This window comes from Providencia sp. wls1922, assembly GCF_009706505.1.
GTDB lineage: Bacteria > Pseudomonadota > Gammaproteobacteria > Enterobacterales > Enterobacteriaceae > Providencia > Providencia lanzhouensis.
This window is the reverse complement of record NZ_WLUG01000001.1, coordinates 23,170-46,646: the sequence shown is the minus strand read 5'-3', so window position 1 is coordinate 46,646 and position 23,477 is coordinate 23,170. Positions and strand designations below refer to the sequence as shown.

Sequence of the window (23,477 nt, the reverse complement as noted above, 5' to 3'; positions counted from 1 at the left end):
CATTCAGGTGCGTAATAAGCTGGTAGCAGCGTATCAAGAGATCATGTCAATGCCAGTGTGATTGGTTTATCTATTTGAATATTATGAATTAACTGCCTTGTCATTGCCTTTGTGGGGCAGTGATGGGGCATTTCTATTCAAAATATCAATTTGGCTAGCATCATTTTCTGTCATCCATGCGCCATATACATCATGAACCATTTTTGATGATGCGTGTCCCATTTGCGTTGCAATGAATGCAGGGTTGGCTCCAGCCGATAGCATCCAGCATGCGTATGTGTGCCTTGTCTGATATGCTTTTCTGTGTCTAATTCCTGATTTTCTTACCAGATAGTTCCATATTTGACCAAACCCACCCGGAGAGTAGAATTTTGTTTTCAACCCATTCGCTGCAACGATGTTTGGTTGAAAAATAAAAGTGCATGTATCCTCTCTTGATTTACCGAATTCCCTTGTTGATACATTAACAATCTCTGGTTGAGTCATTCTAGTTAAGACCATTTGAGATTTTAAGCACTCAATAACAGGGTCAAGCATATAAATAACCCTATCTGTTCCTGCCTGAGTTTTTGGAAATGTAAATTCACCCACTATCGATAGATTTCTTCTTACTGTTAGTGTTTTCTCAGTGAAATCTATATCTTCCCAAGCAAGCGAACAAAGTTCCCCCGGTCTCAACCCTGTATACACAGATGTAATTAACATGTTTCTAGACTGCTCATTGTTAGCGGCGCTCAGAAGTCTAGGAAACTCATTTTGTGTTATTGGGTCTGGCTTTGGTCTATCTTTTTTCAATGGCTTTATTGATGAGAATATATTTGTGTTTATATATCCATTATCAAAAGCAAAATTAAAAATATGCCTAAGCAATCCAATGTAATTATTTACTGTTGGAACTGTTCTACCTATTTTGTTTGTTTTATGCCCTCTATCCAAAGTTGGCGATGTTAATAAGTTATTTCGTATTAATAAAATATCCTCAGTTTTAAATGTTGATACGTTTCTTTTTGTATTAATAAAATTAGATACTGCATTTAAAATAGTGATGTACTTTTTTAATGTGCTTGACGATATTTCAACGCTTTTAATTTCTATCCACTTGTTAGCTAATTCACCATAGGTTATCACTCTATCGCCAGAGCTATATGTGCTGATATTTTTTGACTCAGGGAATTCAACCGAGTAATCAAAAGCGCCAGTTTTTATTTTGTAGCAGATGGCTGTCCTTAGCTCACCTGCTAACTTTCTGTTTTTTGTGGTGTCAGGTATGCCAAGAGTTTCCCTTACTCTCTTTCCTTTGTATGTAAATGATATACGAAGGCTTTTACCATGTACTTCAACACCTGTTGGGTATTTTATTTTCATAATGCACCTATTGAGGTTGTGAATTTCTTTGCTTCTCGATCCAGTTTATGATCGCCTCATGATTGTACATGCATTCTGAATTTTCTTTAGGGCTTCCGTCCGGTGAAATGTGAAGATATTCCCTGCCAGCAGCCCAGGACTTTTTCCGCGCTGATTTGATTGTTCCTGAGCGCATGCCAGTAATCATCATAAGCACATCTTCAGTAACCCACTTGCTTGGGGTTAGAAGAACAACATTATCCATTATTAATCTCCCTATCTATCGTCATGACGTAGTGATTGAGCCACATATTAGGCGTGTACTTTAGTTTCTTATCGGGTGGTAAATATTTAGTGAATTCGGGTAGGTGCTTGAGTAGAGTTTTGGTTGATATTTCGTTGGTTACTTTGTCGTAATTTTTTAGTTCCGTGTGGCATTTCCTTGCCACTGCTCGCAATCCGTTTTCATGTTCCTATGGTGTCATATCCTCTGCCTTTTATTTCTCATTGTTACCATATAAGACTTTTGACAGTTTTGAATTTCGACAGGGTAGATATTCTTTCCTATCTTTATTTTGTGATTAACGATTATTCCGGTTCGACTATGATTCTTTTTGTGGGCTTCCAGTGCCGCATTAATAGCAATCCTTTCAGTGGGCGTGACTTCGCCGCGAATGATGAGTTTCATTATCCGCTCCGTTTAATATGCTATTTAATTAATTCCGATATTTTACTTGATAAGTTACTTACTATAATTAGGCAACTGATCATCAGGGATGCAAGAAATACCTCCTGCATATCCTGACTTATACACATAGCATGTAACATGTCTTTGGTCATCATGATACATGTCGATAGCAGAGCCTTCTTTTAGCTCAGTACAACCAGATAAGAATAATATTGCAACAGCAGTAATTATTAATTTATTCATTGATTAGCTCCAAATTATAAACACTACATACAATCACTAATCCATCATCAAATATTATGCAAAGCCTTTTATGTTCATGGTTAGAGTCTGAAACGCGACCACTGCCAAAATATACATGAGATACCCTATCGCCGACTTTAAATTTCATTTAACCAACTCCCAAAATATAGAATTACTTCGTGAATAAAGTGGGTCACGTTTAACAATGCCTTTATTTTCTAAAGTGCTTAAATGCCTCCTCAGAACTTTATTAGTAATTTTAATGTCGTAACGCTTTTCCAATCGATGCCTTAAAAGCCAAGAGCATAACCAGCGTTCTTCTGACAATAATTTTATAATTTGCTCTTCATACATTATCTAATCACCTCGCTACAAACTATCTCAACATCCCGCACCTGCATTATCTGCATAGCACGGCTCTAGCATTCTTGCTGTGTGTATATTCTCTCTGTAACAGGCACAGCAGAACCCTGTATTAGCATGAGTAATACATATCCGATTATTTGCATGATTATTTATCCAGGCGGTAGAGTGGGGTTACTTTAAATGGTGAACCATGAGATTGAAAATGAATATCTATATTTTCAGATGTAACAGCATCAGTGGTGAATTGCATTTTATCATCATGAAATACAGGGTACATCCAAGCAACAGGCTCTAAATCAGTTATTCGCTCTAGCTCATCACACAAAGCAATAATGACATTCTTTTCTTGCTCCTTGTTATCTGCAATCATACCTTTAACATAAGAAGTCAAAACTCTAATTTCGTTTTTATCCATTTTTTATTTTCACTCCGTCTTCATTGGCTTCAATTAATATAACTAGTTCATGATTACTTTGATTAAAACCATTTATATTGCCGAATATTCTATGGTGTGGGTCGGTTGGTAAATTTAAATCAATAGAAACCTCAGTGCCGATTAAACTCTCGCGTGATGCTTGCCATACATCGAATAGATTTATCGTTGATGATTTATTCTTACTGCGCCACTCTTCAAATTGCTGCCTTGATTTATCCATGCTTATTCCTGAATTTTAGGTATAAAAAACCCTGCTAGTGCAGGGTGAGTTTTGATAAGTTATCTTTTATTTCTTCTTGCCTTTCTAAAAATGAATCACAAGCATTATTTAAATTAATTACTGTGCTATACAAACTATCTACTTTATATTCACTTGTTATTTTTTTAATAAGAAGTGTTGAGTCGTATAGTATGTCATATGCGTCAATTATAAACTCACTAAACAAATCGATTAAGAGTTGGTTATTTGATAATATAGTTAACTCTTTATATATGACTTCTAATTCTTTAGGTGATATTTCAATTATGGAAAATGGTTCATAAGGATTCTTCCATATAAGATTAAGCCTTTTGTCTCTTGTCGCGACAAGTAAAAAATTATTTGTTATATGAAATTTAATATCTAAATATTCTCCGTTATTGATAATGTTTTCACATAGAGATTTCAATTGCTCCGTTATATGTGTGTTTATTTTAATTTGATGATTTAATCTAGTGCTAATCGATTTTAAGTTTATTTCATTTGAGCGTTTTTCTTTTTTGTCTAAATCTGCTTTACCTAGCCAATAAACAACAATGGTAGCTACTATACCAAATGTAGATGTAAAGCTAAAAAATGTACTCCATTTATTATTGTTATCAATATTCCAATAAAAGAAAATTGCGTAAGTTATAGCAAAAAAAATAGCGACTCCCAAAGCTATGTATAACAACCAACTTCTATTCATAACCACTCCTTACTTAAAGCTGGAATCATACTCACATCCATGTGACTAATCCACTATGAAAAGACTGAATCAATACATATGTGTCTTCACTTTCATTGCATCCCTGCGAGTTAAATTATTCCGTTGGCTCCACTAACTCATACGCATCATTAACGTGGTCTTGTTCTACTGCATAATAAGTTCCGCTTCCGTCAAATTCACATTCTTCACAGTTGCGGTAGATATCAGTAATGGCTTGTTTCAACTTCGCGTTTTCTTCTTGTAACTGTTCAATGTTCATATCTATCTCCTGTTTGCATCCTTGCAAATATATCCTTTGGTTAAATCACATAGGGAAGGGTTAGAATGGGATATCGTCATCAAAATCTAATGGTGGTTCGGGAGGTTGTGTCTGTGGTTGTTTTGGCTGTTGCGGTTGCCCCCATCCACCTTGTTGTTGCGTGGATTGTGATTGTGGTTTCTTGTCTAGAAACTTCACGATGCCATCCATGCCCACAGTGACCTCAGTCGAATATCTATCTTGTCCTGACTGGTCTTGCCATTTTCTAGTTCTGAATTTCCCTTTCACAAAAACTAGCGAGCCTTTTTTAAGGTACTCACCAACGTTTTCAGCTAGTTTTCCGAACACAACAACACGTATCCATTCAGTTTTTTCTTTTTGCTCACCCGTTTTTTTGTCTTTCCAACGCTCGGAGCATCCGATGGACATAGTTGCGATAGCATCGCCGCTAGGTTGGTATCGAATTTCAGGATCATTACCAAGATGACCAATAATATTTACTTCGTTTAACATGGCTTACCCCACTGATTGCCAAATTGAATGCCTAATTTATTTAAACCCTGATCCATTACTTCAATGAATTCGGGTACTGATTCGTCGAATTCTTTCATCATTTTTTCGTCACGCTCCACAGGGAAATATGCGATTTCTTTTCCTGCTGGCATTCGTGGGTCAAAATTTGCAAAGTGCCAGATATCCTTACCTGTAACCCACATGGAATATTGAACTTGAGCCACATATTCCTTTTTCATTGCATCGATTCCGTTCAATGCTAAGTCGATAAATACGTCCGTGTTATTCGGGCATTTAAGCTCTAATCCTGAGCCATCACTGCAAATGCCGTCGGGTGAGCAAGCTATCCGTAGTTGCTCGTCTTTGAATATTATTGGCACTTCCTTTGCCGTTAATCCGGTGTAAAACTCGAATGTCATCCTTGCTTCTAATTCGTAGGTTTTACCCCATTCCAGCGTCCTTGCTGATACTTCCTTGTAAACTCCCGTACAAACTTCACCAATAAGGGTGTTTAAATATGTTTTCTTTGTGTCTGACCATTTAGTGCCAGACCTTGGTTTAGAGATGACTTTCCATGCCTCAGAGGCGGTTACAACTCCGAGTCTGATTGACAACCACTCTTCGCTTCCTTGCTCTACTTTGGTTAAATCGATGCCTGTTTTGCTTAGAATGATGTCATTGTTAATCATTTTCCTTCTGCCTTTTTCCTTAGCATGTCGATGATTACGTTCGCTTCAAACACAGTTATTTGTTCAGGGTGGGTAATCGGGCGATTGAATTTCTTGCTGATGAATTCCATAAATGTATCGCTCCATTCACCATCAACCTTAATCATTAGGTCTGTGATATCTTCCATTTGCTGTTCGCTTGCGGGAGTGACATCACGAGGCTGTGACTGTTCGCTTTTAAAGTCGATACCTTCGCCAGCTTCGGTGTTAACGTAGTCAATTGCTTGGTCTAGTCGTTCTCTGCGAGGCCAGTATTTAGCGGCTTGTTTAACAACAGTTTTCAGAATCATTTGTTCTTCATCTGTAACCCAAGGGCATTTTGCCTTTTTGGATATCCAAGCTTTCCAAGCTGATGACCTATCACGAATTGCATAAATATCTGCAATAGCCATTGTATGAGTTAAGTAGTCGCCATCTTCTGTTTTAACTACCGTGTAAGCTCCGACTATTTCACCTCTTTGCTCTTGTGTGGCAAAGGCGTTGTATTCGTGGCGAGGTGCGGTATCTATTGATGTGAGCTGAAAGTTATCATTCTGGCGTACAACGCTTGATTGGCACCACTTAATGGCACCTGACTGCTGGGCTATATGCATTAATCCCATGTAGCTAATATCTAGGCATACTTTCTTATCACGAGGTACTAAGTAAGCTAGTTTTTGCGCTGGGTTTAAGCTAATACCAATCGCCGCAATGTTCATTACAGCACTTCGAACTGAAACAACGTTATTCACTGCGACATTCGCCAGAAAATCATTATTAGCAAATATCTGCATAGCAAATTCAGACTCCCTTTTAAATGCTATGCTGGGTTCGCTGCATACCTGCTCAAATTCCGTTTTGAGCGGGTTAATAATTTCATATACCTTTTGAACTGCTGTACTCACAATAGCCTCCTTTCGCTTTTTGCAGCCTCAAAAAAAGCGTTCCATGCTTCATCTGATTCTTGAGTGCTCATTTTCTGTATTACCGATGAGGGAAGGGCATCATAAAACCTCTGAGCCATTTCATTAGTTAGCTCATCATCCTGATTTGCTAAGTGCTCACGGTCTGGAATGGTGACGAAATTTTCATACTCTGAAATTCTCATGCGGCGTCCTTAATGAATAATATCCAGTGAGTCTTATCGTTCTTGCCGACGCGCTGAACTATCGTTGGTTTATAGTCAGTAAGGGCTAATACTTGCTTTGTTGGGATTTGAGTTTCGTTCCACTTGAAAGCCAATGTTCCGTTTGTCCGCAGCACTCGAAATGCTTCACTAAATCCTTTCGCTAAATCCTCTTTCCAAGATTCTTTATTTAATCGACCGTACTTTTTAAACATCCAACCATTGTGGCCAGCGCGAATTAAGTGAGGTGGGTCAAATACAACTTGATGGAATGAGTTGTCAGGGAAGGGGAGGTTTTTAAAATCAGCGATAATATCTGGTGTTATATTTAGCTTCCTGCCATCACATAGAATGTGTTTTTCTACCCTTATATCGCTGTAAATTGCTCTGTTGTCTTGCCTGTCAAACCAAAACATGCGACTACCGCAACACATATCCAAAATAGGACGCATGACTATCTCCTTACGTGAATGCTTTTGCTCCACGAGTGTTAATTTCATGCTGAATGAGATTTGTGCGCTCCATCGATGCTTTCATTTTCCATTGGAAAACTAAGTCGTCGATTTGCTCATTTGTCATTTCAGACTCGCGAAGTAGGGTGAATATCTGCTGTTTTGCGTGCTTCTGCTTTGCGTTCATGTTGTACTCCGTATGCTGTTTTTAATGTTTCGTTTGCTTCGCTCCATCCGCTCTCATCCTTGAGATAACGTGCAATTCCAGCTTGTGATTGAGCTAAACAAAGTTTGTATTTATCAATATTCATGCTTACCTCTGGATGTGCGAAACCTGCGCTAATCTTGCGATAGCGATTGTTATTTAGGTTCTGGTGTTGGTGCGGTGGGTTACTTAATCCGTGTAGGCTATATATTTAAATTTTCCATTGCCAAAGTGCTCAAACCTACCGCCAAACGTGCCAATAACTTCTTTCCTAACTTCTTCTTTATCCATTCCGTCTGGATAAACGCCTTCTTTAATCATTGAGCAGCTTGAATGTGGCTTGCTGTGGTAATCCAGTTTTGTCGGGTCTAATTTTCTAGGCTCCCATGAGCGATAAGCTCCAGTAGCTTTGTCTGTACTGACAACATAGTCATTAATGATTTCATCTTCTGATTCTTCCCATCCGCACTCATCGCAGTATCCGCTAGGCTCTGTACAGGCACTGCAAGGAGCGCTTAAATGACAAGAGCAATTATTCACTGGATGCCGTTCTATGGTTCCTTGGCACCCATTACGCAAACAGGTGTCTCCTTCGCAATATCCGAAGTTACTCATAATTAATTCCTTATGTGCGTATTCCTCACTATTAATAGCGATATGAATGATTAAGTGGTGGGTTACTGCTGACCGATGGATTTTGCGATTGCTAATAAATACGCTTAATGAAGTCTTGCAGAGATGTTGACTGGTTTAATTCATTTAAGTACTTTTCAGCTCCAGCCTTGATTTGCTCATAGTTATTAAATGCATTATCAAGGTCATCCTCATTGTTCATTACAATACCGAAATCTACTTCTGCACCATCATATTGGGTGATTAGTGATAATTTTGGCTTACCATCGCCACTTTCGGTCTTTTTTACAAGTAACTGGTAATTTCCACTTTCAAATAAATGTACAAATTTATTCTGCATATCACCCCCTAGCCTTTAACATTGCATCTGCCATGCGGTAGTAGAAATTAGCCCTGTTAACTAAGTGCTCATCTGAAATATCATTTGGGAAATGACCGAGTTCTGCGCTTTGTGAAGCTAAATCGCCTTGCATAGCCGCGTTGGCGAAATAATCCCTGATAGTCGCATCACTAGCCATTTCTACGCGAATCGATGCATATTCGTATTGTTCTGTCATACTCCCTCCTAAACTATTTCATCAGTCCGTATTCATAATTGATATCGTTAAGGGCTTCCCTGTCTGAATCTAGGTAGTAATCCCATCTATCTAGATCCTTATGATTAGTCCTGACCAACTGCCAGCGCCAACCATCAGCGTGTTTAACTCGTCTTACATACCTGATTGTAGTAACCCAATGTTCATATCCACCATAGCCGGTCAGCGAATCAAACTCGACTCGAATAGGTCTAAATAACTTCGGCATGGGTAGATTTCCATTGTGATACTCATGTATTGTCATGCTCCCTCCGTTATTAACTAAAATGCTGGTATACTCCATTTAACTTAAATAAATGGATTTATGATTATGAAACTAATTACTGTTGCTGCGCTCTTATTCTCTACATCTGTAATGGCTGCTAATCAGTGCAAGCCTGATGATGTTTGTATGTCATTTACGCCAGACTCTAGTGGTGAGAAAGGATTCTCTGTTGAATGTAAGGATATTTACTTTACTGAGCTAAAAAATGACATATATGACACAAAGAAATTGAGTGTAAAAATGACAAGGTCAATAGATGTGAAAAATGAAGCATCTTTGACTGGTTATAGTTACGGTGTTATTCGCATACTAAGTTATGAATATGGTCATGTTAGTGTAGATGACATGGTTAAAGATAAAATATATCTATCAATAAACGATGAGCAAATTGATGCAGCTAACGCGCTAATAAGTTGCGTTGATTCGCTTAAATCTAAGTAGCCCTCTACTATCTATTAATCAACTCACCACAGCCCACTAAGTAATAAACTCTGGTTAGTTGCCTAGATATCGCTCTAGGCTGCGGGTCTCACAGACCATGGCACCTGCATATTTAATTTATTTAGATACGTTAAGTTTAATCACTACATAAATCCTCCGATTCAAACGGTACTTACATCTATGGCGAGACCGATTTATCGCCTTTGGTTTATTGTCGTGCTGTCAAAAAAGCTATCTCACCACAGCCCACCTTGATGGACTGTAATTAGTTAACTAGCGAACACTTCCTCATCATCCCAATCGACAATATTTGCCTCCACGGTGAATCCTGCATAATCACGATGAGCATCAAGGGCAACAACTATCGAATGTTCCAGTTGCTCAACTGTTAGCTCCATCTCCATGAGTTCGCCATCTGTTACTTTTACTGTAATTTTCATGCTCATCCCCTTGCTGTGATGCTTCCATCACTCATAATCGGCTTGCGTAGCCGTGGTTGCTTGCGTGTGTCTGGTGCTGATTTTAGTTCAAGTACCAAGTTTGCTATCGGGCAGTCCGTGCCGTTATATGCCGTATGAGGCTTATTTGTACGCTCAGCAATCCATGCCTTGCGTCGTCTTTCCTGTCGTTTCTTAGAGTTCATATTTCCTCCTAGTTAACTTTGGTGATTGGTGGTAGGCACTGAACTCCTACGTTACGGTTTGCATTTTTATCGTAATCGCTGCACATCGAGTAACCGCAAAATCTTGCTAATCAGCCTTAGCATTCACCAATCCCAAAGTTAGCTCACACCCGACACTGTCCGCCGCTTGCCCGAGAATGCCATGCCCCCTTGAAGGCTGGGGATTGTCAGGGAACTGAGTTACGCAGATCTCTCCGCTCAGCATCAGGTGTGATATCCAAATTGTTAAAGAACTCGGCGTATATTTCATGCTGCTTGCCTTTGATGAAATTAATAATACTAAAGGTATTAATCACAGTCAATACTAATGATATTAAAATAAATACCAAAAGTATTACTTGATTGAATTTAAACAGAATTTATTTTCAAAAATTATTTATCTTGCGATGAAAATCACACTTACGGGGAATTGCGGGCACAAAAAAGCCCTCGCGGGGAGGGCTGTGTAGGACTTAGGATATTGACCTGAAAATTATTATAGGAGTGATGCCATAAGCTTCACTAGGTCTTCCTGCCATAGATTTTATTAAGTCAAACATCTCAACAAACCCACTTTTCAGGTCATTGTGATGAATGGCATTATCAATAAAGTTGTCATCATCGTCATATTGAGTATCTGGTTTCGCGTCTACAATACCTAGCATATACCATGTGCCTGGTATCTTGGCTCCGTATTTTAATACAATATCGCCTGTATTGATCGTCAAATTATTAGCATCAACAGACATCCAAACAGAATTTTTTTCTGTATCAACCAGATCTATTTGGGTCGATGTCGGAAGTATAGACAACATATCGACAGAGTGCTTTATGGCATTCTCCATCTCTTTATCTCTTTTTCCTTTGTTTGCCCCATTAACAGTTGTCATCATCTTTTTAAGAAACGGCATTGCATCAACTGCCATCTTTGTATCAAAGACACTTATGGAACCATTTATGAGAACCACATCCCCTAAGGCACACGTAGATAGACTTGTCTTTAGCATTTCATTTTTTTGAAGAATACTAAGTAAATTCAGGGGGTGATTAAAGGTTGAGTCATAAGATTTTTCGCTACTTTTTGCTGCTGAATCTTCTGCTGATAGCCCAGCTTTAACGAACGGAATCTTTACAGATGCATTATGAGATGATTTATCTGATGAAGTTTTTACTGTTTTAAAGGATATCTGAAGACCGCCATTATCCATTTGCGAAATTAAAGATTTAATTCGTTCTGAATCTTGATAAAAATAATCATAGAGTAAATCTATGCTTTGTGATTCTTGACCCACGCTCAATATCCTCCTCGACATCCTTTTGAGATTTTTTCACTTTTTCTTTAGTCTTGTTAATTTCTGATAAGATATCTTCAACATCATCAAGATGTTGTTTTTTATCTTTCCTTTTTAATAAATTAAACATGGCTAAACCTCATTGCGTGGGTAAATATAATATATGCCCTCGCAGTATAAAAATCAACCTAATGAGTAAGCTGTAAAATAAGTAGTACCACACCCTAAAACGTGCCGTCAGCCATCAAAAACAATCAGTAACAATAGAATGATATCCAGCACCGCTATAACAACTAGCAGTATCATTATGTTAGCGTTGGATATCAGCTCTAGCAGTCTCTTCATATTAAAACGTGTCGTCAGGCACTAGACAAGCTTCATCATCATCTGAACAGCCACGCCGATGATCTTACAGTTTCCGTTTATTGGCGTTATAGGCCACGCAGGATTTAATCCCTTTAAGAATTTCTGACCGCCATCAATAACTAGTTTTTTGAATGTGGCTTCGTTTGAGTCAGTCAGTTTCGCTATTACCAAACTGTTATTTATTGGCTCTCTGCCAGTGTCCACTAAGACCAGTGAACCCTCTGGCACACTTTGTCCTGATGATGCCGTCATTGAGTCACCTTCAACTCTCAGCCAAAACGCAGCGCCTTGCACGTGCACTTCTGATTCATACCACTCATCAATCTGATCTAACGTGTAAGGCTCACATGCTTCGTTCCATGACCCAGCTTGCACCCAGCTAATTACAGGGTATTTAGGTGCAGGTCTATATGGTCTAGGGTTTGACACGTTAGGCGATAGCGCATTTGTGATCATCTCTGCTTCTTTAGCTAAAACCGGACTAAAGTCACTGATAGGGACTTGAAGTATATTAGAGAAAACAGAGGCAATCTGAACATTAAGTGGGTTTCTTCCATTCAGATAATGACCAACACCACCCTGGCTAATATCCAACATATCAGCAATTTGCTGTTGAGTAATGCCTAGTGTTTTTTTCTTGGACTCATACAAAGCTTTTAGTCGATTAGCATCGGCAAGCTGTTCTGTCGTCAATTTATTTTTAGAACTCATAGCGTCAATTCTAATACCAATGCTATTAAAAGTGTTAATACCATATGTATTGACCTTTATTAATACTTTCAGTATTATTGTGTTGTGGAATAGAAAGGAGATTAACCATGGAAAGAATTCCCTTATCTGAGTTTGTAAAAGAAAACAGTCAGGAAAAAGCAGCATCTTTAATTGGGGTTCATCAGACCGCAATTAGCAAAGCCCTAAGAGAGGGTAGAAATATTTTATTAACATCAACAGAGAATGGTGTTCAGGCAATTGAAATTAAACCATTCCCTAGCAGTAAAAAGTAATTCACTCGCTCTTTAACAATATCGCCCAAAGCACATGCATCGTGTGCAAACTTAACTCACAGGATCGTGAGCAACGGACTAACTACGTCAAAAGGAATTTAACAAATGGACACAGCAAAAAATATCAAAATCACATGTAAACCAGAAACACTCGAAACCTATTTCTTTCAAATGATGTTTAAAGATGGAAATGACGGGTTCGCTAAAGCAATGGGTATTCACCCGAGTTCAGCTAGTAGAGAGAAGAGTCGCATATTCAGCTTGGCTTGTAAGGCTATAGCTCGTTATGGCTTACCTACTGAAGCTGTATCAATGCCTGAGAAGTCTAGAAGCGTAGTTATTGAAGGTGACTATGCAGAAAGGTTAATTCAGGTTCTGGAAGGGAAAGGAAAGCTAAAAAGAAAAACCTCAAAGGCGGCAACCGATGAGGCTCAGATGGAACTTATTTAAACAACAACTAATGAGGTAATTATGAACCAAATAGCCAATTTAGTAAACACATACAACGGCGAAGTGACCATGAGCAGTCGTGAGATTTCAGACCTAACAGGCAAGAGGCACGACAATGTAATGACTGACATTCGCAAGATGTTGGTTGAAATTCAATCTCCTGAAAAGCTAGGAGATTACACAGACACCAAAAACCGAACGCAGCAAATGCTTCTACTCAACAAAGAAGAATGTCTATGTTTGATTTCTGGCTACAGCATCAAGTTAAGAATGGCGATTATTAAACGCTGGCAAGAACTTGAATCTCAAAAACCTCTCATCCCTCAAACGCTGCCAGAAGCTTTACGTCTGGCGGCAGACTTAGCAGAACAGAAACAAATCGTCGAGCAACAATTAGCAATCGCAGCGCCTAAAGCTGAATTTGTTGATCGCTACGTTCAGGCTACTGGCTTACTTGGATTTAGAGAAACAAGCAAGTTATTAAAAGTTAAAGAAAACTTCTTTAGAGACTTTTTAATCTCAAAACGAATTATGTATAAGTTGGCTGGAAAATTAACACCTTACTCAGAGCACCTTGAAGCAGGTAGATTTGATGTAAAAACAGGTGAGAATCAAATAAATGGTCACGCTTATACGCAAGTTAAATTCACGCCTAAAGGAATTCAGTGGATCGCTGGATTACTGGCAATGGAGCAATTGGAGGCAGCGTGAGCATGATATTAATGGCGAAAGCCATGCAGTTAAAAGTTGGTAATCCATCAAGAAAGCTTGTTCTGATAAAGCTAGCTGATAATGCCAATGACAAAGGAGAGTGCTTCCCATCATATCAACATGTAGCTGATCAATGTGAAATAAGTAGACGAAGCGTTATTAATCACATCGATGCTTTGTGTGAACAGGGATTGGTCAGAAAGGTTTACAGAAGTGGCGAAAAAGGTAATTCATCTAATGTTTATATTCTTAATTTAGATGGTGCAAAAATTTCACCCCATAGTGAAAAATCTGCACCAGAGGTAGTGAAACAGTTTCACCAACCTAGTGAAAAATCTGCACCACCCCCTAGTGAAAAATCTGCACCCAGAACCAGTCACTCTTTTGAACCAGTCAATGAACCTAAAGATAACACCCAGCCTTTGGCTGTGACAGCTAAATCAAGGTATGCATTCGAAGGTGAGGTAATCAGATTAAACCAAAAGGATTTTACTGAATGGCAAAACCTGTATTCAAACATCGACCTCGAACATGAGTTGAGACGATTGGATATTGAGTTTAGAGCTGACAAGCCTAAAAACTGGTTTATCACTGCTAGCCAGAAATTGAATTACCAGAACAAAAATACCAAGCCAGCTTGGACGCCATCTAAGCGAGTTATGCCACCTAGCCGAACCCAAGAATTCATACCGGAGAACTTCTGATGAGCACAGGAATGCAAGCACTGGCTCGGTTTAGAAAACTGATGCCGGAACACATCAAGCCAAAGTTTGAAACACCTGAAGAACTCATGGCATGGCAACGAGAGCAGGGCGAAATTGATTCAAAGCGGATCACTGATGCAAACCGTGTTACTCGATTGAATAAAATCATGGGTCGATCTGGAATAAACCCGCTTCACATAGATTGCACATTCGATAACTACCAAGTCACCACACCTGAGCAGCAAACCGCATTACGTAAAGCCAAAAATTACGCTGAGAACTTTGGCAAAAACTTTGGTGGGTTCATCTTCAGCGGCAATGCAGGAACCGGAAAGAATCACTTAGCAGCAGCAATCGGAAATCACCTCATACAGCACGGTAAGAGCATCCTAATCGCTACATTGCCAGACCTGATGATGCGAGTACGAGAAACCTACCAGAATGACGCCAAGACATCAGAATCGAAATTAATCGATGACCTGTGCGAGGTTGATTTATTAGTGCTTGATGACGTTGGCGTGCAACGTGGAAACCTCAACGAGGATTTGATTATTTTCCAAGTTGTAGACCGTAGGTTAGCCAACAAAAAGCCAGTTGGAGTACTGACTAACTTAGCATTCGCAGAGCTTTCAAAGGTACTGGGTGAGCGAGTTATAGACCGTTTAAGAATGGGTAGCCCGACAACGATTAATTTCGGATGGGAAAGCTACCGTAGCCAAGTTAAGTAACACACCAAATCATAAGGACTTCTAGATGAATTTATTAACACATACCGTCACCAAGGTATTAGGTGATCCGGTTCGTCACACTTACAAATCGGATGATGGAACAGAAAATGAATATTACCTAACGCCAGTTGAGTGTGATTGTTGGGGCGATATTTCTAACACGAAAGTGATGACAAATACTCTCGAGCAAGCCAAAGCAATTAAAGTTGGCTACGAGTGGGAATCATAAGGACTTCTAAGATGAAAAAATGCGAATCAAACGGAACAAAATACGCAAGCTATCTGTGTGACTTTATGCGCAAAGCAGCAAAGATAAAATCACCACATGGTAAGACCAAGGGGATATTTAAATACTCAGCTGTCGATACATGGACAGGAGATAGCCTTGGCGAAGCGGTTTATTACGATGAAGGCAACGGAAAACGAACACACCTAAACTTCTGTCCGTTCTGTAGCGGAAAGTTACATAGCGTAGATATCGGAAATTAAGCGAGGTGTTGAGTGATGAAAGGAACAACGTTAACAGATGGAGGCATCTAATGCAGGGAACTAATTGGGTTAAGTGTAGTGATTCACTACCTGAACTAGACACGGCAGTGTTCGCAGGATGGTTTTGGAATGGCAAGTTTGTATGGCATGTGTTCATGCGTTCAGACTCAGGTTTTGAAGGTTGGGTCTGGTCGCGTTCTTACTGCCATTATATCAGCGATAACGATGAGTTTTATGAAGATGACGATTATCCAATAACTCACTGGATGCCACTCCCACCAATGCCAGAGGGTGAATGATGAGCAAAAGGATTAAAAACTGCCCAATGTGCGGCAATGGCGATATCACATTGGCATTACGTAATTCAGAGAAGAGGCAGTATTGGGTTGTTTGTTGCACGTCATGCCATTTAAATATTGACAGAAGCCTAGCCCATTTAGCGATAGATGCATGGAACAGGAGAGCTAACAGTGAGCGATGAAACATACAAATGGATAGTAGCCACGCTATCAATGATGGGCTACGTGTGGATTGTTACACAAGCGTTTTGCTGGTTCGTAAGTTTGATATTCAGCAAATTATTTAAACGCAAATCAAAGGAGCGAAAGCAAGCGGCAGTTGATGAATTGTACGATGCGTTTGAACTGGGCGAAATTAAAGATAACCAGACTATTAAGGTCGCAACCAAAGGCGGTTTAGTCATTATGATTTATCGTCAATAGGAGGTTAAATGTCACTAAAGACATACTATCTCAGTAGCAAAAACATCAGACAGAACGCCATCGAAGCAATACAAAACCTACCAATAGATTCAGCCAAGCCCTACGAAGTAAAACTCTCCGAACCCAAACGAACCAAAGCACAAAATGACCGCATGTGGGCAACCCTTACTGATTTGTCTGAACAGGTCATATGGCATGGTCAAAGGTACGATAAAGAGGATTGGAAGGATTTAATCACCGTACTGAATAAACAGGTCAACGGTGGTGCTCAACGGTCGGCTATCGGGCTAGGTGGCGGCATTGTTTATTTTGGTGAACGCACTAGCAAAATGCGAGTAAGACAAATAGCGGATGTTATCGAATGTGCTCACTGGTTCGGCTCACAAAATGGCGTGAAATTCACTGATGACGCTAAAAGAGAATTGGAGTGGGCGCAACGCATCGGTGACAAACAGAAACTCAAGGAGCAGCAAGAGAGATGAACATCATATCAAAAATGGCGCGTTTTCTTGCGTCACTGTCAATACATGACACGCAATGGACTAACAACTTCAAGCATCAACGTAGCTACCAAACATCAACCAAGCGCATCACAGGTCACGCAAAGATAAACCGAGCTGCCAAGAAGCGGAGGAAGAGAGAGAAAATTGTTATTTAATTAACTCCCTCTTTTTATTAAAAAACTTAATTAAGTAAATTTCCCGCGTCGTAACCAAGAGTTTTAAGCTGGTCTCTTGACTCACAAGCTATTGCTGCTGAGCTGTGAACTCCAATTCTAACATTGTGAATGACCCCTTCAGTAGATTCAGAAAAGCTCTGAACATAAACACGTATAGGATTCCAAAAATAATTAACTTCTTCACCATCTTTTGGTCCGTAAAAAATATTCAGCTTATTTTCAATAGCCTTGCATTCTGACTCTAGATTTTGAAACTCAGCTTTAGAAAAATTACCAGATATAGGGTACAGCTCATCTCTACCATTGTTCATATATAATCCTTATTATTGAGGTCATTATGTTTAAAAAGTATCGCCGAAAGTGTAAAACATGCTACAAGTGGCATTACCCTCAACTTACCAATATTGAATGGTGTAGTCCAGAATGTGGAGCTAAATTAGCAATCAAGCGACGAAGTAAGGAGAGAGAAAAACTAGAAGCAAAACTCAAGAAAGAACAGAAGCAAAAAGAAGTAAAAGCCCGCGATAAACTCAAAGCCCGCAAGTTAGCAGTAAAACCCCGCAGTTATTGGATTAAACAAGCACAACAAGCCGTCAACGCATACATCAGACAAAGAGACCGTGATTTGCCATGCATATCATGCGGAACGTTTCAATCTGCTCAGTGGGATGCCGGTCATTATCGGACTGCCGCTGCGGCTCCACAACTGAGATTCGATGAGCGCAACATTCATCGTCAATGCGTTGTTTGTAATCAGCATAAATCGGGGAATCTAGTTCCATATCGCGTTGAGCTTATTAATCGAATAGGGCAGCAAGCTGTTGAGTCCATCGAGTGTGATCACGAGCGGCACAAATGGACTATTGATGAATGCAAAACCATCAAAGAGGTTTTCAGGAAGAGGCTGAAGGAGCTGAAAGATGCAGGCTGAAATTACGACCATCCCTGAGTTGCTGATTAAGCACTACGGGAATATGACCGCTGTTGCAAGAGAGCTTGGCGTTTATAGGGCGACAGTAAGGAAGTTCGCAAGGGATCTGAATGGTAGTGAGCATTTGGTATCGCGCGGGCAGTTATTCACAATGTGCAGGCAGCGTGGAACATCGGGTAATAAATTATGAAAAGAGATGAGCCATTCTATTTGTTAACTCAGTACGCCAAAAAAAGCGATATTCGTAGGGTATGGTTTGGGCATCGTAAAAACATCAGTGACTCTCAACGTGTTTGGGTTAGATATATGCTTCTCTTGTGGGGGAAGGTCTATGGGGGTGATGATTACGCAGAAGGTGGCGAGTGTAGTGTCATCGGTCGGCTCATGGTTCGCTCGGATTGGAATGAAAATGAAGGGAAACGTATTATTCAGGTAGTTAATGACTTACATAAGATGGGTTACAAAGGTGATGAGCTTTTTAAAAAGTCACACGAAATCCTAAATCCAAAAAGTAGTTTAAGCGACCTCATCGCTCTCGCCAAAGAACAAGATGATGCCGCTTTTATTGAATCAGTCATTAACAAGACGTTTAAGCTAAGCAACCCAATTCGTCATGTAGCTATTAAACGATATTGTGATCGCAAATACCCGCAAAAAATGGCTCGAGAATTAAGGTTTGGGCAAGAGGTTAGTATTCAGCAATGCACTCGGCGCATTGAGTGGGCGCTTGAAATATTGGAGGAAGAGTTATATTACGCAATAAAAAGAGCGGAACCGGAACATTAGCAATCAAACGATGCAATGTTGGCTGTTTTCGCAGAAGAAAGACTAGATATCGCGAAATTTACATGTAATATCTGTGATAAGCTCACGGCATTAAAACACAGAGCGGTTAACAAGTTCAAAATAGAGCCTCTACTTCGGTAGGGGCTTTTCTGTAATGGTAAGGTGCGTCTTGGTTAGTAACATCACCCTTGCTTAGCATGGAGGACGCATCTTAACCATTGTGGAGAATGCTAAAGCCAGTTAGCACCAGTAATAGCCTGATGCTCGGGAATAGGAAACTTGGGAATGCGGTAGAGCGCATCGAATACCGAGATTGCAGGGATTGGCTCCTGCCTCCACAGCTAATTCAACCTGTAAGTAATCCTTACAAGTTCACATTCAATAAGTCGCATAGTGCGGCTTTTTTCGTATATACATTAATTTCACTTTAGTTTTAATCTCGCTTGCCATAAAGTATATGTGGACTTTTTTGCGAGGAGATGTAATGAATCAACTAGAGTTAGAATTACCATTAATTTCTAGGCAAGAAAATAATGTTGTTATTTCTCAAAGGGCGCATGATGGATATATTAATGCTACAGCCATGTGTCAGGCAGCAGGCAAGCGGCTTAATCATTACCTTGATAATGCATCATCAAAAGCTTTTATTTCCGAACTGTCTATCGACACCGGAATTCCGGCATCGGAATTAATTCAAATAGTTAGGGGAGGAAATCCTTATATCCAAGGGACTTGGGTTCATCCTCAAGTGGCTATAAATCTTGGTCAGTGGGCATCTCCAAAATTTGCAGTTCTTGTATCAAAATGGGTATTTGATTGGATGTCTGGTGGTAAGCAGAGTCAGTCTGCGATGCCATACCATGTCCGACGATATATGATTAACAGAGAAAAAATACCTCCAACCCACTTTTCTATGCTTGATCAAATGACGCTTAAGCTTCTTGCTCCCCTTGAAAGTAGAGGGTACATGTTGCCTCAAAAATTAATGCCAGATATCTCGTTAGGTAGATTTTTTAGTGACATCCTAAGAGCCAAAGGGTATGACCCAGATTCATTTCCCACCTATGAGCATGAGTTTGATGACGGAAGAAGGCCAGTGGTAGAGGCTAGGCTTTATCCAAATGAGCTGATAACTATGTTTAATTATGAAATCAATAACTGGATAAAAAACAAATCTATAACTTATTTCAAAGGTAGAGATGCAGAGGCGTTACCCCTTCTAAATGATATTATCTTAGCTTTACCCTCACCAGAGTAAATTATGAATTATTTATAACAAGCCTCACTTTATGTGGGGCTTTTTCGTATACGCCGCCACAGAATTCTAATCACACACACTTAATTGACGCATAGAGATTGTGCGCGGCTATCCATTAACTAAAACACAGGTGTTATATATGCCAAGTACCCTGACAGGAGTAGCCGTTAGTGCTGCGGGCGGTGGCGCTATGGGCGGTGTCCTATTGGGTGCTGATTATGGCGTGATACTTGGTGCGATCATTGGGGCATCTGCTTCTGTCATTGCATCTAAGGATAATAACCTTCAAAAGGTCATCCATTTCTTTTTGGCTTTAGGGTCTGGGGCGCTATTGGCTCATCCATTCTCTGAGATGGTGCAAGAGTTCTGGCAGAAGGATATAAGCCCGAAAATAACTGCGATCATCGTTTCTGCTTTACTAATTCCTATTCTGGTTTTAGGTGCCAACAAAGATAACCTTAAAAAGTTATTTGGTCGTGTAGGCGCATCGATTGATAAGAACTTCAGTAGCATTACTCAAGCCATAAAGGACTGGCGCAACAAAGGAGGTAACTAATGGAAACCTTCCTTGACCGCATTAATCAACTAATGGATTGGATGTATTTGAATCCTTGGGATGCAGCTGATGTTGGCTTAATGATGGCGTCAGCGTTGATAGTTTTCTTTTGTCGCTATGAAAAGCGAAGAGATTCAATAGTTGGAACAGTTTTGTTCATCTGCTGGATTTACCAGATATATGAAACGGTAATGGGTAAGCGTGTATCAGCTCCGTCTGACGTTGTGTTTGATGGCGCTCTCTTCATCGTTATTTTCTCAGCAGGTGGCAACATCATGTCCATTGTTGTCATTAGTAAATTAGTGACCCGAGTCAAATCAATCTGGCGGCTAGTTAAGCAGCCTTTTACTTTTATGGTGAAGAAATGAAATTAAGTGAACATTTCGATAGCAAAGAATTTGCATGTAAAGATGGGTGCGGAGCAAATCAAGTTGAATCAAAGTTGGTTGAAATTCTTGAAGGCGTTCGCGCTCATTTTTGCAAGCCAGTAGTGATTGTCAGTGGTCGTCGCTGTGCTAAACACAACAGTAAAGTAGGTGGTGCTCCTAAATCTCAGCACTTGCTAGGCACAGCGGCAGATATCAAGGTTAAAGATGTAGCGCCGAAAGAAGTTGCTGATTATTTGGAATCTCAGTTTCCTGATAGCTACGGCATTGGTCGCTATAAGACATTCACGCATATCGATGTGAGAGGATATAAAGCACGATGGGGCAGCAACTAAAAATACTCACGCATCCGCTCACTGGTTGGCTTGCTGCATTTTTGTTTTTCTCCATTTGGATTCTATCAGCACTATCCCATGAGAAGCAGTTAAGCGACCAGAAAGACCAAAAGATTATAGAGAGTAACCGCATTGTATTTAATGTGTATCGGACGCTCTCTATATTTGACCGAATTTCACAAGCCAACGTCAAAGCAAAGCAATTAGAGGACTCAGAACATGTCACAGTTAAGACTGTTATCAAAACAGTGCTCAAAGACAATGAGTGCGCTAATACTGCTGTGCCCGATGATGTTGTTAGTGAGCTGCGCAAGTACAAAAGAGAAACTGGTTCCCGTTCAGCCGGTACCACTTCCCCCGCACTTAATCGCTGATTGTTCGGTTCCTGTTATCCCTACTGAACTAACTTACGGTGATGTAGTGATGCTACTGGCAGATAGTCTGAATGAGTTGAATAAGTGCAACTTGGACAAGAAAGCAATTAGAGAGATTGAAGCGGAGAGGCTAGGCGCTAAGAATGGCAACGGCTAGAGCGATGGCGTGTTCTGGATTTGATTCTTGCAAGAATAAGTAAACACCAGTAGCAGCAACAAGTTTAATCAGTAATGCAGTAATTCGTACCATGTAAATCTCCTAAGTTAAGGTGTCGGTAGGGTGAGCTTCTCTATATGGGCCCCTATATGAGCACCTGTTTTTAACTTGTTGATTTAACGTGATGCGTAGATTTTTTGAGTGTAACGGGAAATTGAACAACAACGAGCCCTGCAATAGCAGGGCTTTTTAATGGCAAAAAAATAGCCCCGGACAGGGGGCTTAAAGGGTAGGAATATTTATGAAGGTAATAACTTAGCGATGTAATAAACATACCCCTATCAACGTGATGTTACGAAAGTAAAGTTAAAAGAAAGTTACATTTATTTAAGTTTTGTAATCAGTAGTACGCATTTCACTCTGTGCCACGCTCGGCACACACACACCAAAGAACCTTTCAGGATAAGCCTTGAGGATAACCAGTAGTGGTTTGGTTAACCCTCTTTGGGCTGGTTACTCCTGAGCGCAAGGTTTATCTCTAAAAGGAACTAACTAATGACTAATATTATTCCTCTCGAATATTACGGACATCCTATTCGTTTTAATGATGGTGGATGGATCAACGCCACAGACGTGGCAGCTAAGTTTGATAAAGAGCCTACTGCATGGCTGAGGCAAATAGATGTGCTGGAATATCTTTCGGCTTTAAGCAGGAAGCTGTTTTCCAATTCTGGTTTTGTGACAGAATTAAGTGAAATCAAAAGGTTAGATTCAACATCTTCGGCATCGAGAACTAAGGTGCTTAGATTTGTTAAAAGAACAGGGTTAGTCAAAACAAAGGCTGGGTCTCAAGGTGGAACATGGCTGCATCCAAAACTAGCAGTGCGTTTCGCTCGTTGGTTGTCTGTTGATTTTGAAATATGGTGTGATGAACAAATTGATGCTCTTATCCGTGGCAATATGCCAGTTTATAACGATGAGAGAATCAATGCGATATTCTTACTTGATAAGCCAACATCATGGGAAAAGCGTTTTCAACAACCTTTCTATCAAGCATTAAGCCGAATGTCTGGCTTGCCTTATTCTGGTCATGTCGGCGGTTGTCCATCGTTATTCGGGATGATAACAGCTAAGTGGGTATACCAAGCCGTGTTGCCTGATTCTGTTTATGAAGAAGCTAAGCAGATGGCAAAGGATAGTAAAGATAAAATACATCAATACCTAAAGCCGGAAGCCTTACAGCTGGTGCAGGATCAATTAGTCGCTGTCACTACCTTAGCCAATGGTTGTATTGATTATAAAGACTTTGAGGCTAGATGCGTTCAGGCTTTTGGAAAGTCAGGAATGCAGGGACTTCTAGTCTTTCCAAGCAATCGGCAGTCATCACACGCTGTAACATTACAATAGGTCGCTCAGCGGCCTTTTTTATGGAGTTAAGTTATGACCAAAGAACAAGAAAAGGAAATGCTAGATTACATAGCAACAGCCAAAGCAGAAGGCTATCCCGGCACTATCCCTGACCAGTTAACAGGTCACGCTCAGATAATTGAATACCACGGTAGAGTGTGGGAGTGGTACAACCTACAAAAATAACCAATCACAAAGCCAGTTCGAGTGAGCCGGCTTTTTAATTTGTTATGAGGATA

General features: G+C 40.0%; 45 protein-coding genes. 22 read left to right on the top strand and 23 right to left on the bottom strand.

The genetic code is table 11. From position 1 onward, the window contains the following. Window position 1: 1 nt before the first annotated feature. Window positions 2-61 carry a flagellar hook-basal body complex protein FliE gene (locus GKR71_RS20490; RefSeq protein WP_442959404.1) on the top strand — a complete coding sequence of 20 codons (60 nt, stop codon included), beginning with the start codon at window positions 2-4 and terminating at the stop codon, window positions 59-61. Between the two features lie 20 nt (window positions 62-81). On the opposite strand, the gene GKR71_RS00355 is transcribed toward GKR71_RS20490, so the two are convergent. From GKR71_RS00355 to GKR71_RS00275, 18 genes are all read right to left on the bottom strand, one after another. Then, window positions 82-1,365: a site-specific integrase gene (locus GKR71_RS00355; protein WP_154633741.1), complete on the bottom strand. Its 1,284-nt coding sequence runs from the start codon at window positions 1,363-1,365 to the stop codon at window positions 82-84. A 7-nt stretch (window positions 1,366-1,372) separates the two neighbouring features. Then, window positions 1,373-1,609: an excisionase family protein gene (gene xisR, locus GKR71_RS00350; protein WP_006661963.1), complete on the bottom strand. Its 237-nt coding sequence runs from the start codon at window positions 1,607-1,609 to the stop codon at window positions 1,373-1,375. Between the two features lie 216 nt (window positions 1,610-1,825). Continuing rightward, window positions 1,826-2,032, bottom strand: coding sequence for a DUF4060 family protein (locus tag GKR71_RS00345; protein WP_154633740.1), 207 nt, complete (start codon window positions 2,030-2,032; stop codon window positions 1,826-1,828). Between the two features lie 54 nt (window positions 2,033-2,086). Continuing rightward, complete coding sequence (locus GKR71_RS00340; protein WP_154633739.1) at window positions 2,087-2,275, bottom strand: lipoprotein; 189 nt, start codon at window positions 2,273-2,275, stop codon at window positions 2,087-2,089. A 144-nt stretch (window positions 2,276-2,419) separates the two neighbouring features. Next, window positions 2,420-2,629 carry a winged-helix domain-containing protein gene (locus tag GKR71_RS20265; RefSeq protein WP_154633738.1) on the bottom strand — a complete coding sequence of 70 codons (210 nt, stop codon included), beginning with the start codon at window positions 2,627-2,629 and terminating at the stop codon, window positions 2,420-2,422. A 157-nt stretch (window positions 2,630-2,786) separates the two neighbouring features. Then, complete coding sequence (locus tag GKR71_RS00330; protein WP_154633737.1) at window positions 2,787-3,056, bottom strand: hypothetical protein; 270 nt, start codon at window positions 3,054-3,056, stop codon at window positions 2,787-2,789. Then, the gene (locus tag GKR71_RS00325) at window positions 3,049-3,297 is read right to left on the bottom strand and encodes a hypothetical protein (protein ID WP_154633736.1); all 249 of its coding nucleotides are present in this window, start codon (window positions 3,295-3,297) and stop codon (window positions 3,049-3,051) included. Before GKR71_RS00325 ends, GKR71_RS00330 begins: the two co-directional genes overlap by 8 nt. Before the next feature lie 34 nt (window positions 3,298-3,331). Next, window positions 3,332-4,024: a hypothetical protein gene (locus tag GKR71_RS00320; protein WP_154633735.1), complete on the bottom strand. Its 693-nt coding sequence runs from the start codon at window positions 4,022-4,024 to the stop codon at window positions 3,332-3,334. A gap of 115 nt (window positions 4,025-4,139) precedes the next feature. After that, entirely contained in the window at window positions 4,140-4,304 is a 165-nt protein-coding gene (locus GKR71_RS00315; RefSeq protein ID WP_195848944.1) for a hook protein, read from the bottom strand. Window positions 4,305-4,364: 60 nt separating this feature from the next. Further along, window positions 4,365-4,817, bottom strand: a complete 453-nt coding sequence (ssb, locus tag GKR71_RS00310) for a single-stranded DNA-binding protein (RefSeq protein WP_154633733.1) — start codon at window positions 4,815-4,817, stop codon at window positions 4,365-4,367. Then, entirely contained in the window at window positions 4,811-5,506 is a 696-nt protein-coding gene (locus tag GKR71_RS00305) for a lambda exonuclease family protein (RefSeq protein WP_154633732.1), read from the bottom strand. The genes ssb and GKR71_RS00305 overlap by 7 nt, the downstream gene beginning before the upstream one ends. Beyond that, entirely contained in the window at window positions 5,503-6,429 is a 927-nt protein-coding gene (locus tag GKR71_RS00300; protein WP_230084980.1) for a recombinase RecT, read from the bottom strand. Before GKR71_RS00300 ends, GKR71_RS00305 begins: the two co-directional genes overlap by 4 nt. Continuing rightward, the gene (locus GKR71_RS20260) at window positions 6,426-6,632 is read right to left on the bottom strand and encodes a hypothetical protein (RefSeq protein WP_154633731.1); all 207 of its coding nucleotides are present in this window, start codon (window positions 6,630-6,632) and stop codon (window positions 6,426-6,428) included. The genes GKR71_RS00300 and GKR71_RS20260 overlap by 4 nt, the downstream gene beginning before the upstream one ends. Beyond that, entirely contained in the window at window positions 6,629-7,102 is a 474-nt protein-coding gene (locus GKR71_RS00290; RefSeq protein WP_154633730.1) for a class I SAM-dependent methyltransferase, read from the bottom strand. The genes GKR71_RS20260 and GKR71_RS00290 overlap by 4 nt, the downstream gene beginning before the upstream one ends. A 10-nt stretch (window positions 7,103-7,112) precedes the next feature. Then, window positions 7,113-7,289: a hypothetical protein gene (locus tag GKR71_RS19845; protein WP_195848943.1), complete on the bottom strand. Its 177-nt coding sequence runs from the start codon at window positions 7,287-7,289 to the stop codon at window positions 7,113-7,115. Between the two features lie 207 nt (window positions 7,290-7,496). Next, on the bottom strand, window positions 7,497-7,922 hold the full coding sequence (locus GKR71_RS00285) for a hypothetical protein (RefSeq protein ID WP_154633729.1): 426 nt from the start codon (window positions 7,920-7,922) through the stop codon (window positions 7,497-7,499). 91 nt (window positions 7,923-8,013) lie between these two features. After that, the gene (locus GKR71_RS00280) at window positions 8,014-8,280 is read right to left on the bottom strand and encodes a hypothetical protein (RefSeq protein ID WP_154633728.1); all 267 of its coding nucleotides are present in this window, start codon (window positions 8,278-8,280) and stop codon (window positions 8,014-8,016) included. 1 nt (window position 8,281) lies between these two features. Beyond that, window positions 8,282-8,497, bottom strand: coding sequence for a hypothetical protein (locus GKR71_RS00275; RefSeq protein WP_154633727.1), 216 nt, complete (start codon window positions 8,495-8,497; stop codon window positions 8,282-8,284). Between the two features lie 349 nt (window positions 8,498-8,846). Here GKR71_RS00275 and GKR71_RS00270 point away from each other — a divergent pair, with 349 nt between their 5' ends. Further along, complete coding sequence (locus tag GKR71_RS00270; RefSeq protein ID WP_195848946.1) at window positions 8,847-9,242, top strand: hypothetical protein; 396 nt, start codon at window positions 8,847-8,849, stop codon at window positions 9,240-9,242. A 269-nt stretch (window positions 9,243-9,511) separates the two neighbouring features. Here GKR71_RS00270 and GKR71_RS00265 read toward each other — a convergent pair whose 3' ends face one another. The 4 genes from GKR71_RS00265 to GKR71_RS00250 form a co-directional block, all read right to left on the bottom strand. Continuing rightward, window positions 9,512-9,682: a hypothetical protein gene (locus GKR71_RS00265; RefSeq protein WP_154633725.1), complete on the bottom strand. Its 171-nt coding sequence runs from the start codon at window positions 9,680-9,682 to the stop codon at window positions 9,512-9,514. A gap of 694 nt (window positions 9,683-10,376) precedes the next feature. Further along, on the bottom strand, window positions 10,377-11,195 hold the full coding sequence (locus GKR71_RS00260; protein ID WP_154633724.1) for a DUF6414 family protein: 819 nt from the start codon (window positions 11,193-11,195) through the stop codon (window positions 10,377-10,379). Then, a complete protein-coding gene (locus tag GKR71_RS20255; protein WP_154633723.1) occupies window positions 11,158-11,325 on the bottom strand; it encodes a hypothetical protein in 168 nt (55 codons plus the stop codon). The genes GKR71_RS00260 and GKR71_RS20255 overlap by 38 nt, the downstream gene beginning before the upstream one ends. Window positions 11,326-11,561: 236 nt before the next feature. After that, window positions 11,562-12,272: a LexA family protein gene (locus GKR71_RS00250; RefSeq protein WP_154600359.1), complete on the bottom strand. Its 711-nt coding sequence runs from the start codon at window positions 12,270-12,272 to the stop codon at window positions 11,562-11,564. A gap of 107 nt (window positions 12,273-12,379) precedes the next feature. Here GKR71_RS00250 and GKR71_RS00245 point away from each other — a divergent pair, with 107 nt between their 5' ends. From GKR71_RS00245 to GKR71_RS00200, 10 genes are all read left to right on the top strand, one after another. Next, a complete protein-coding gene (locus tag GKR71_RS00245) occupies window positions 12,380-12,565 on the top strand; it encodes a Cro/CI family transcriptional regulator (RefSeq protein ID WP_036960722.1) in 186 nt (61 codons plus the stop codon). Window positions 12,566-12,670: 105 nt separating this feature from the next. Next, window positions 12,671-13,015: a hypothetical protein gene (locus GKR71_RS00240; protein ID WP_154600358.1), complete on the top strand. Its 345-nt coding sequence runs from the start codon at window positions 12,671-12,673 to the stop codon at window positions 13,013-13,015. A gap of 21 nt (window positions 13,016-13,036) precedes the next feature. Further along, the gene (locus tag GKR71_RS00235) at window positions 13,037-13,726 is read left to right on the top strand and encodes a phage antirepressor KilAC domain-containing protein (RefSeq protein WP_154633722.1); all 690 of its coding nucleotides are present in this window, start codon (window positions 13,037-13,039) and stop codon (window positions 13,724-13,726) included. Further along, window positions 13,723-14,430 (top strand): helix-turn-helix domain-containing protein, encoded by a 708-nt coding sequence (locus tag GKR71_RS20250; RefSeq protein ID WP_230084982.1) that lies wholly within the window; start codon window positions 13,723-13,725, stop codon window positions 14,428-14,430. Before GKR71_RS00235 ends, GKR71_RS20250 begins: the two co-directional genes overlap by 4 nt. Then, entirely contained in the window at window positions 14,430-15,158 is a 729-nt protein-coding gene (locus GKR71_RS00225; protein ID WP_154633721.1) for an ATP-binding protein, read from the top strand. Before GKR71_RS20250 ends, GKR71_RS00225 begins: the two co-directional genes overlap by 1 nt. A gap of 25 nt (window positions 15,159-15,183) precedes the next feature. Continuing rightward, a complete protein-coding gene (locus GKR71_RS00220; RefSeq protein ID WP_036976922.1) occupies window positions 15,184-15,387 on the top strand; it encodes a hypothetical protein in 204 nt (67 codons plus the stop codon). Window positions 15,388-15,398: 11 nt separating this feature from the next. Then, entirely contained in the window at window positions 15,399-15,647 is a 249-nt protein-coding gene (locus GKR71_RS00215; RefSeq protein ID WP_154633720.1) for a hypothetical protein, read from the top strand. Between the two features lie 50 nt (window positions 15,648-15,697). After that, entirely contained in the window at window positions 15,698-15,946 is a 249-nt protein-coding gene (locus GKR71_RS00210; RefSeq protein ID WP_154633719.1) for a DUF551 domain-containing protein, read from the top strand. A gap of 171 nt (window positions 15,947-16,117) precedes the next feature. Continuing rightward, entirely contained in the window at window positions 16,118-16,369 is a 252-nt protein-coding gene (locus GKR71_RS00205) for a DUF4752 family protein (RefSeq protein ID WP_195848942.1), read from the top strand. A gap of 8 nt (window positions 16,370-16,377) precedes the next feature. Then, window positions 16,378-16,851, top strand: coding sequence for a recombination protein NinB (locus GKR71_RS00200; RefSeq protein WP_154633717.1), 474 nt, complete (start codon window positions 16,378-16,380; stop codon window positions 16,849-16,851). 202 nt (window positions 16,852-17,053) lie between these two features. Here the strand turns inward: GKR71_RS00200 and GKR71_RS00195 are convergent, their stop codons facing one another. Next, a complete protein-coding gene (locus GKR71_RS00195) occupies window positions 17,054-17,359 on the bottom strand; it encodes a hypothetical protein (RefSeq protein WP_154633716.1) in 306 nt (101 codons plus the stop codon). A gap of 26 nt (window positions 17,360-17,385) precedes the next feature. On the opposite strand from GKR71_RS00195, the gene GKR71_RS00190 reads away from it, so the two are divergent. The 10 genes from GKR71_RS00190 (at window position 17,386) to GKR71_RS00145 (ending at window position 23,424) form a co-directional block, all read left to right on the top strand. Next, the gene (locus GKR71_RS00190) at window positions 17,386-17,979 is read left to right on the top strand and encodes a recombination protein NinG (protein ID WP_154633715.1); all 594 of its coding nucleotides are present in this window, start codon (window positions 17,386-17,388) and stop codon (window positions 17,977-17,979) included. Beyond that, entirely contained in the window at window positions 17,969-18,169 is a 201-nt protein-coding gene (locus GKR71_RS00185) for a NinH (RefSeq protein ID WP_154633714.1), read from the top strand. The genes GKR71_RS00190 and GKR71_RS00185 overlap by 11 nt, the downstream gene beginning before the upstream one ends. Then, entirely contained in the window at window positions 18,166-18,765 is a 600-nt protein-coding gene (locus tag GKR71_RS00180; protein WP_154633713.1) for a DUF1133 family protein, read from the top strand. Before GKR71_RS00185 ends, GKR71_RS00180 begins: the two co-directional genes overlap by 4 nt. Before the next feature lie 484 nt (window positions 18,766-19,249). Then, window positions 19,250-20,023 (top strand): KilA-N domain-containing protein, encoded by a 774-nt coding sequence (locus GKR71_RS00175; protein WP_154633712.1) that lies wholly within the window; start codon window positions 19,250-19,252, stop codon window positions 20,021-20,023. 139 nt (window positions 20,024-20,162) lie between these two features. Next, entirely contained in the window at window positions 20,163-20,579 is a 417-nt protein-coding gene (locus GKR71_RS00170; RefSeq protein WP_006659511.1) for a putative holin, read from the top strand. Further along, window positions 20,579-20,947, top strand: coding sequence for a hypothetical protein (locus tag GKR71_RS00165; protein WP_154633711.1), 369 nt, complete (start codon window positions 20,579-20,581; stop codon window positions 20,945-20,947). Before GKR71_RS00170 ends, GKR71_RS00165 begins: the two co-directional genes overlap by 1 nt. After that, complete coding sequence (locus GKR71_RS00160; protein ID WP_154633710.1) at window positions 20,944-21,300, top strand: D-Ala-D-Ala carboxypeptidase family metallohydrolase; 357 nt, start codon at window positions 20,944-20,946, stop codon at window positions 21,298-21,300. Before GKR71_RS00165 ends, GKR71_RS00160 begins: the two co-directional genes overlap by 4 nt. A gap of 219 nt (window positions 21,301-21,519) precedes the next feature. Continuing rightward, window positions 21,520-21,831 carry an Rz1-like lysis system protein LysC gene (lysC, locus tag GKR71_RS19840; protein WP_195848941.1) on the top strand — a complete coding sequence of 104 codons (312 nt, stop codon included), beginning with the start codon at window positions 21,520-21,522 and terminating at the stop codon, window positions 21,829-21,831. A 555-nt stretch (window positions 21,832-22,386) separates the two neighbouring features. Continuing rightward, complete coding sequence (locus GKR71_RS00150; RefSeq protein WP_154633709.1) at window positions 22,387-23,238, top strand: KilA-N domain-containing protein; 852 nt, start codon at window positions 22,387-22,389, stop codon at window positions 23,236-23,238. 33 nt (window positions 23,239-23,271) lie between these two features. Next, on the top strand, window positions 23,272-23,424 hold the full coding sequence (locus GKR71_RS00145) for a hypothetical protein (RefSeq protein WP_154633708.1): 153 nt from the start codon (window positions 23,272-23,274) through the stop codon (window positions 23,422-23,424). The last annotated feature ends 53 nt before the right edge of the window (window positions 23,425-23,477 follow it).

Coding starts and splice junctions, on each gene's coding strand:
- GKR71_RS00355 (WP_154633741.1), bottom strand. CDS start 1,365: ATGAAAATAAAATACCCAACAGGTGTTGAAGTACATGGTAAAAGCCTT.
- xisR (WP_006661963.1), bottom strand. CDS start 1,609: ATGGATAATGTTGTTCTTCTAACCCCAAGCAAGTGGGTTACTGAAGAT.
- GKR71_RS00345 (WP_154633740.1), bottom strand. CDS start 2,032: ATGAAACTCATCATTCGCGGCGAAGTCACGCCCACTGAAAGGATTGCT.
- GKR71_RS00340 (WP_154633739.1), bottom strand. CDS start 2,275: ATGAATAAATTAATAATTACTGCTGTTGCAATATTATTCTTATCTGGT.
- GKR71_RS20265 (WP_154633738.1), bottom strand. CDS start 2,629: ATGTATGAAGAGCAAATTATAAAATTATTGTCAGAAGAACGCTGGTTA.
- GKR71_RS00330 (WP_154633737.1), bottom strand. CDS start 3,056: ATGGATAAAAACGAAATTAGAGTTTTGACTTCTTATGTTAAAGGTATG.
- GKR71_RS00325 (WP_154633736.1), bottom strand. CDS start 3,297: ATGGATAAATCAAGGCAGCAATTTGAAGAGTGGCGCAGTAAGAATAAA.
- GKR71_RS00320 (WP_154633735.1), bottom strand. CDS start 4,024: ATGAATAGAAGTTGGTTGTTATACATAGCTTTGGGAGTCGCTATTTTT.
- GKR71_RS00315 (WP_195848944.1), bottom strand. CDS start 4,304: ATGAACATTGAACAGTTACAAGAAGAAAACGCGAAGTTGAAACAAGCC.
- ssb (WP_154633733.1), bottom strand. CDS start 4,817: ATGTTAAACGAAGTAAATATTATTGGTCATCTTGGTAATGATCCTGAA.
- GKR71_RS00305 (WP_154633732.1), bottom strand. CDS start 5,506: ATGATTAACAATGACATCATTCTAAGCAAAACAGGCATCGATTTAACC.
- GKR71_RS20260 (WP_154633731.1), bottom strand. CDS start 6,632: ATGAGAATTTCAGAGTATGAAAATTTCGTCACCATTCCAGACCGTGAG.
- GKR71_RS00290 (WP_154633730.1), bottom strand. CDS start 7,102: ATGCGTCCTATTTTGGATATGTGTTGCGGTAGTCGCATGTTTTGGTTT.
- GKR71_RS19845 (WP_195848943.1), bottom strand. CDS start 7,289: ATGAACGCAAAGCAGAAGCACGCAAAACAGCAGATATTCACCCTACTT.
- GKR71_RS00285 (WP_154633729.1), bottom strand. CDS start 7,922: ATGAGTAACTTCGGATATTGCGAAGGAGACACCTGTTTGCGTAATGGG.
- GKR71_RS00280 (WP_154633728.1), bottom strand. CDS start 8,280: ATGCAGAATAAATTTGTACATTTATTTGAAAGTGGAAATTACCAGTTA.
- GKR71_RS00275 (WP_154633727.1), bottom strand. CDS start 8,497: ATGACAGAACAATACGAATATGCATCGATTCGCGTAGAAATGGCTAGT.
- GKR71_RS00270 (WP_195848946.1), top strand. CDS start 8,847: ATGAAACTAATTACTGTTGCTGCGCTCTTATTCTCTACATCTGTAATG.
- GKR71_RS00265 (WP_154633725.1), bottom strand. CDS start 9,682: ATGAAAATTACAGTAAAAGTAACAGATGGCGAACTCATGGAGATGGAG.
- GKR71_RS20255 (WP_154633723.1), bottom strand. CDS start 11,325: ATGTTTAATTTATTAAAAAGGAAAGATAAAAAACAACATCTTGATGAT.
- GKR71_RS00250 (WP_154600359.1), bottom strand. CDS start 12,272: ATGAGTTCTAAAAATAAATTGACGACAGAACAGCTTGCCGATGCTAAT.
- GKR71_RS00245 (WP_036960722.1), top strand. CDS start 12,380: ATGGAAAGAATTCCCTTATCTGAGTTTGTAAAAGAAAACAGTCAGGAA.
- GKR71_RS00240 (WP_154600358.1), top strand. CDS start 12,671: ATGGACACAGCAAAAAATATCAAAATCACATGTAAACCAGAAACACTC.
- GKR71_RS00235 (WP_154633722.1), top strand. CDS start 13,037: ATGAACCAAATAGCCAATTTAGTAAACACATACAACGGCGAAGTGACC.
- GKR71_RS00225 (WP_154633721.1), top strand. CDS start 14,430: ATGAGCACAGGAATGCAAGCACTGGCTCGGTTTAGAAAACTGATGCCG.
- GKR71_RS00220 (WP_036976922.1), top strand. CDS start 15,184: ATGAATTTATTAACACATACCGTCACCAAGGTATTAGGTGATCCGGTT.
- GKR71_RS00215 (WP_154633720.1), top strand. CDS start 15,399: ATGAAAAAATGCGAATCAAACGGAACAAAATACGCAAGCTATCTGTGT.
- GKR71_RS00210 (WP_154633719.1), top strand. CDS start 15,698: ATGCAGGGAACTAATTGGGTTAAGTGTAGTGATTCACTACCTGAACTA.
- GKR71_RS00200 (WP_154633717.1), top strand. CDS start 16,378: ATGTCACTAAAGACATACTATCTCAGTAGCAAAAACATCAGACAGAAC.
- GKR71_RS00195 (WP_154633716.1), bottom strand. CDS start 17,359: ATGAACAATGGTAGAGATGAGCTGTACCCTATATCTGGTAATTTTTCT.
- GKR71_RS00190 (WP_154633715.1), top strand. CDS start 17,386: ATGTTTAAAAAGTATCGCCGAAAGTGTAAAACATGCTACAAGTGGCAT.
- GKR71_RS00185 (WP_154633714.1), top strand. CDS start 17,969: ATGCAGGCTGAAATTACGACCATCCCTGAGTTGCTGATTAAGCACTAC.
- GKR71_RS00180 (WP_154633713.1), top strand. CDS start 18,166: ATGAAAAGAGATGAGCCATTCTATTTGTTAACTCAGTACGCCAAAAAA.
- GKR71_RS00175 (WP_154633712.1), top strand. CDS start 19,250: ATGAATCAACTAGAGTTAGAATTACCATTAATTTCTAGGCAAGAAAAT.
- GKR71_RS00170 (WP_006659511.1), top strand. CDS start 20,163: ATGCCAAGTACCCTGACAGGAGTAGCCGTTAGTGCTGCGGGCGGTGGC.
- GKR71_RS00165 (WP_154633711.1), top strand. CDS start 20,579: ATGGAAACCTTCCTTGACCGCATTAATCAACTAATGGATTGGATGTAT.
- GKR71_RS00160 (WP_154633710.1), top strand. CDS start 20,944: ATGAAATTAAGTGAACATTTCGATAGCAAAGAATTTGCATGTAAAGAT.
- lysC (WP_195848941.1), top strand. CDS start 21,520: ATGTCACAGTTAAGACTGTTATCAAAACAGTGCTCAAAGACAATGAGT.
- GKR71_RS00150 (WP_154633709.1), top strand. CDS start 22,387: ATGACTAATATTATTCCTCTCGAATATTACGGACATCCTATTCGTTTT.
- GKR71_RS00145 (WP_154633708.1), top strand. CDS start 23,272: ATGACCAAAGAACAAGAAAAGGAAATGCTAGATTACATAGCAACAGCC.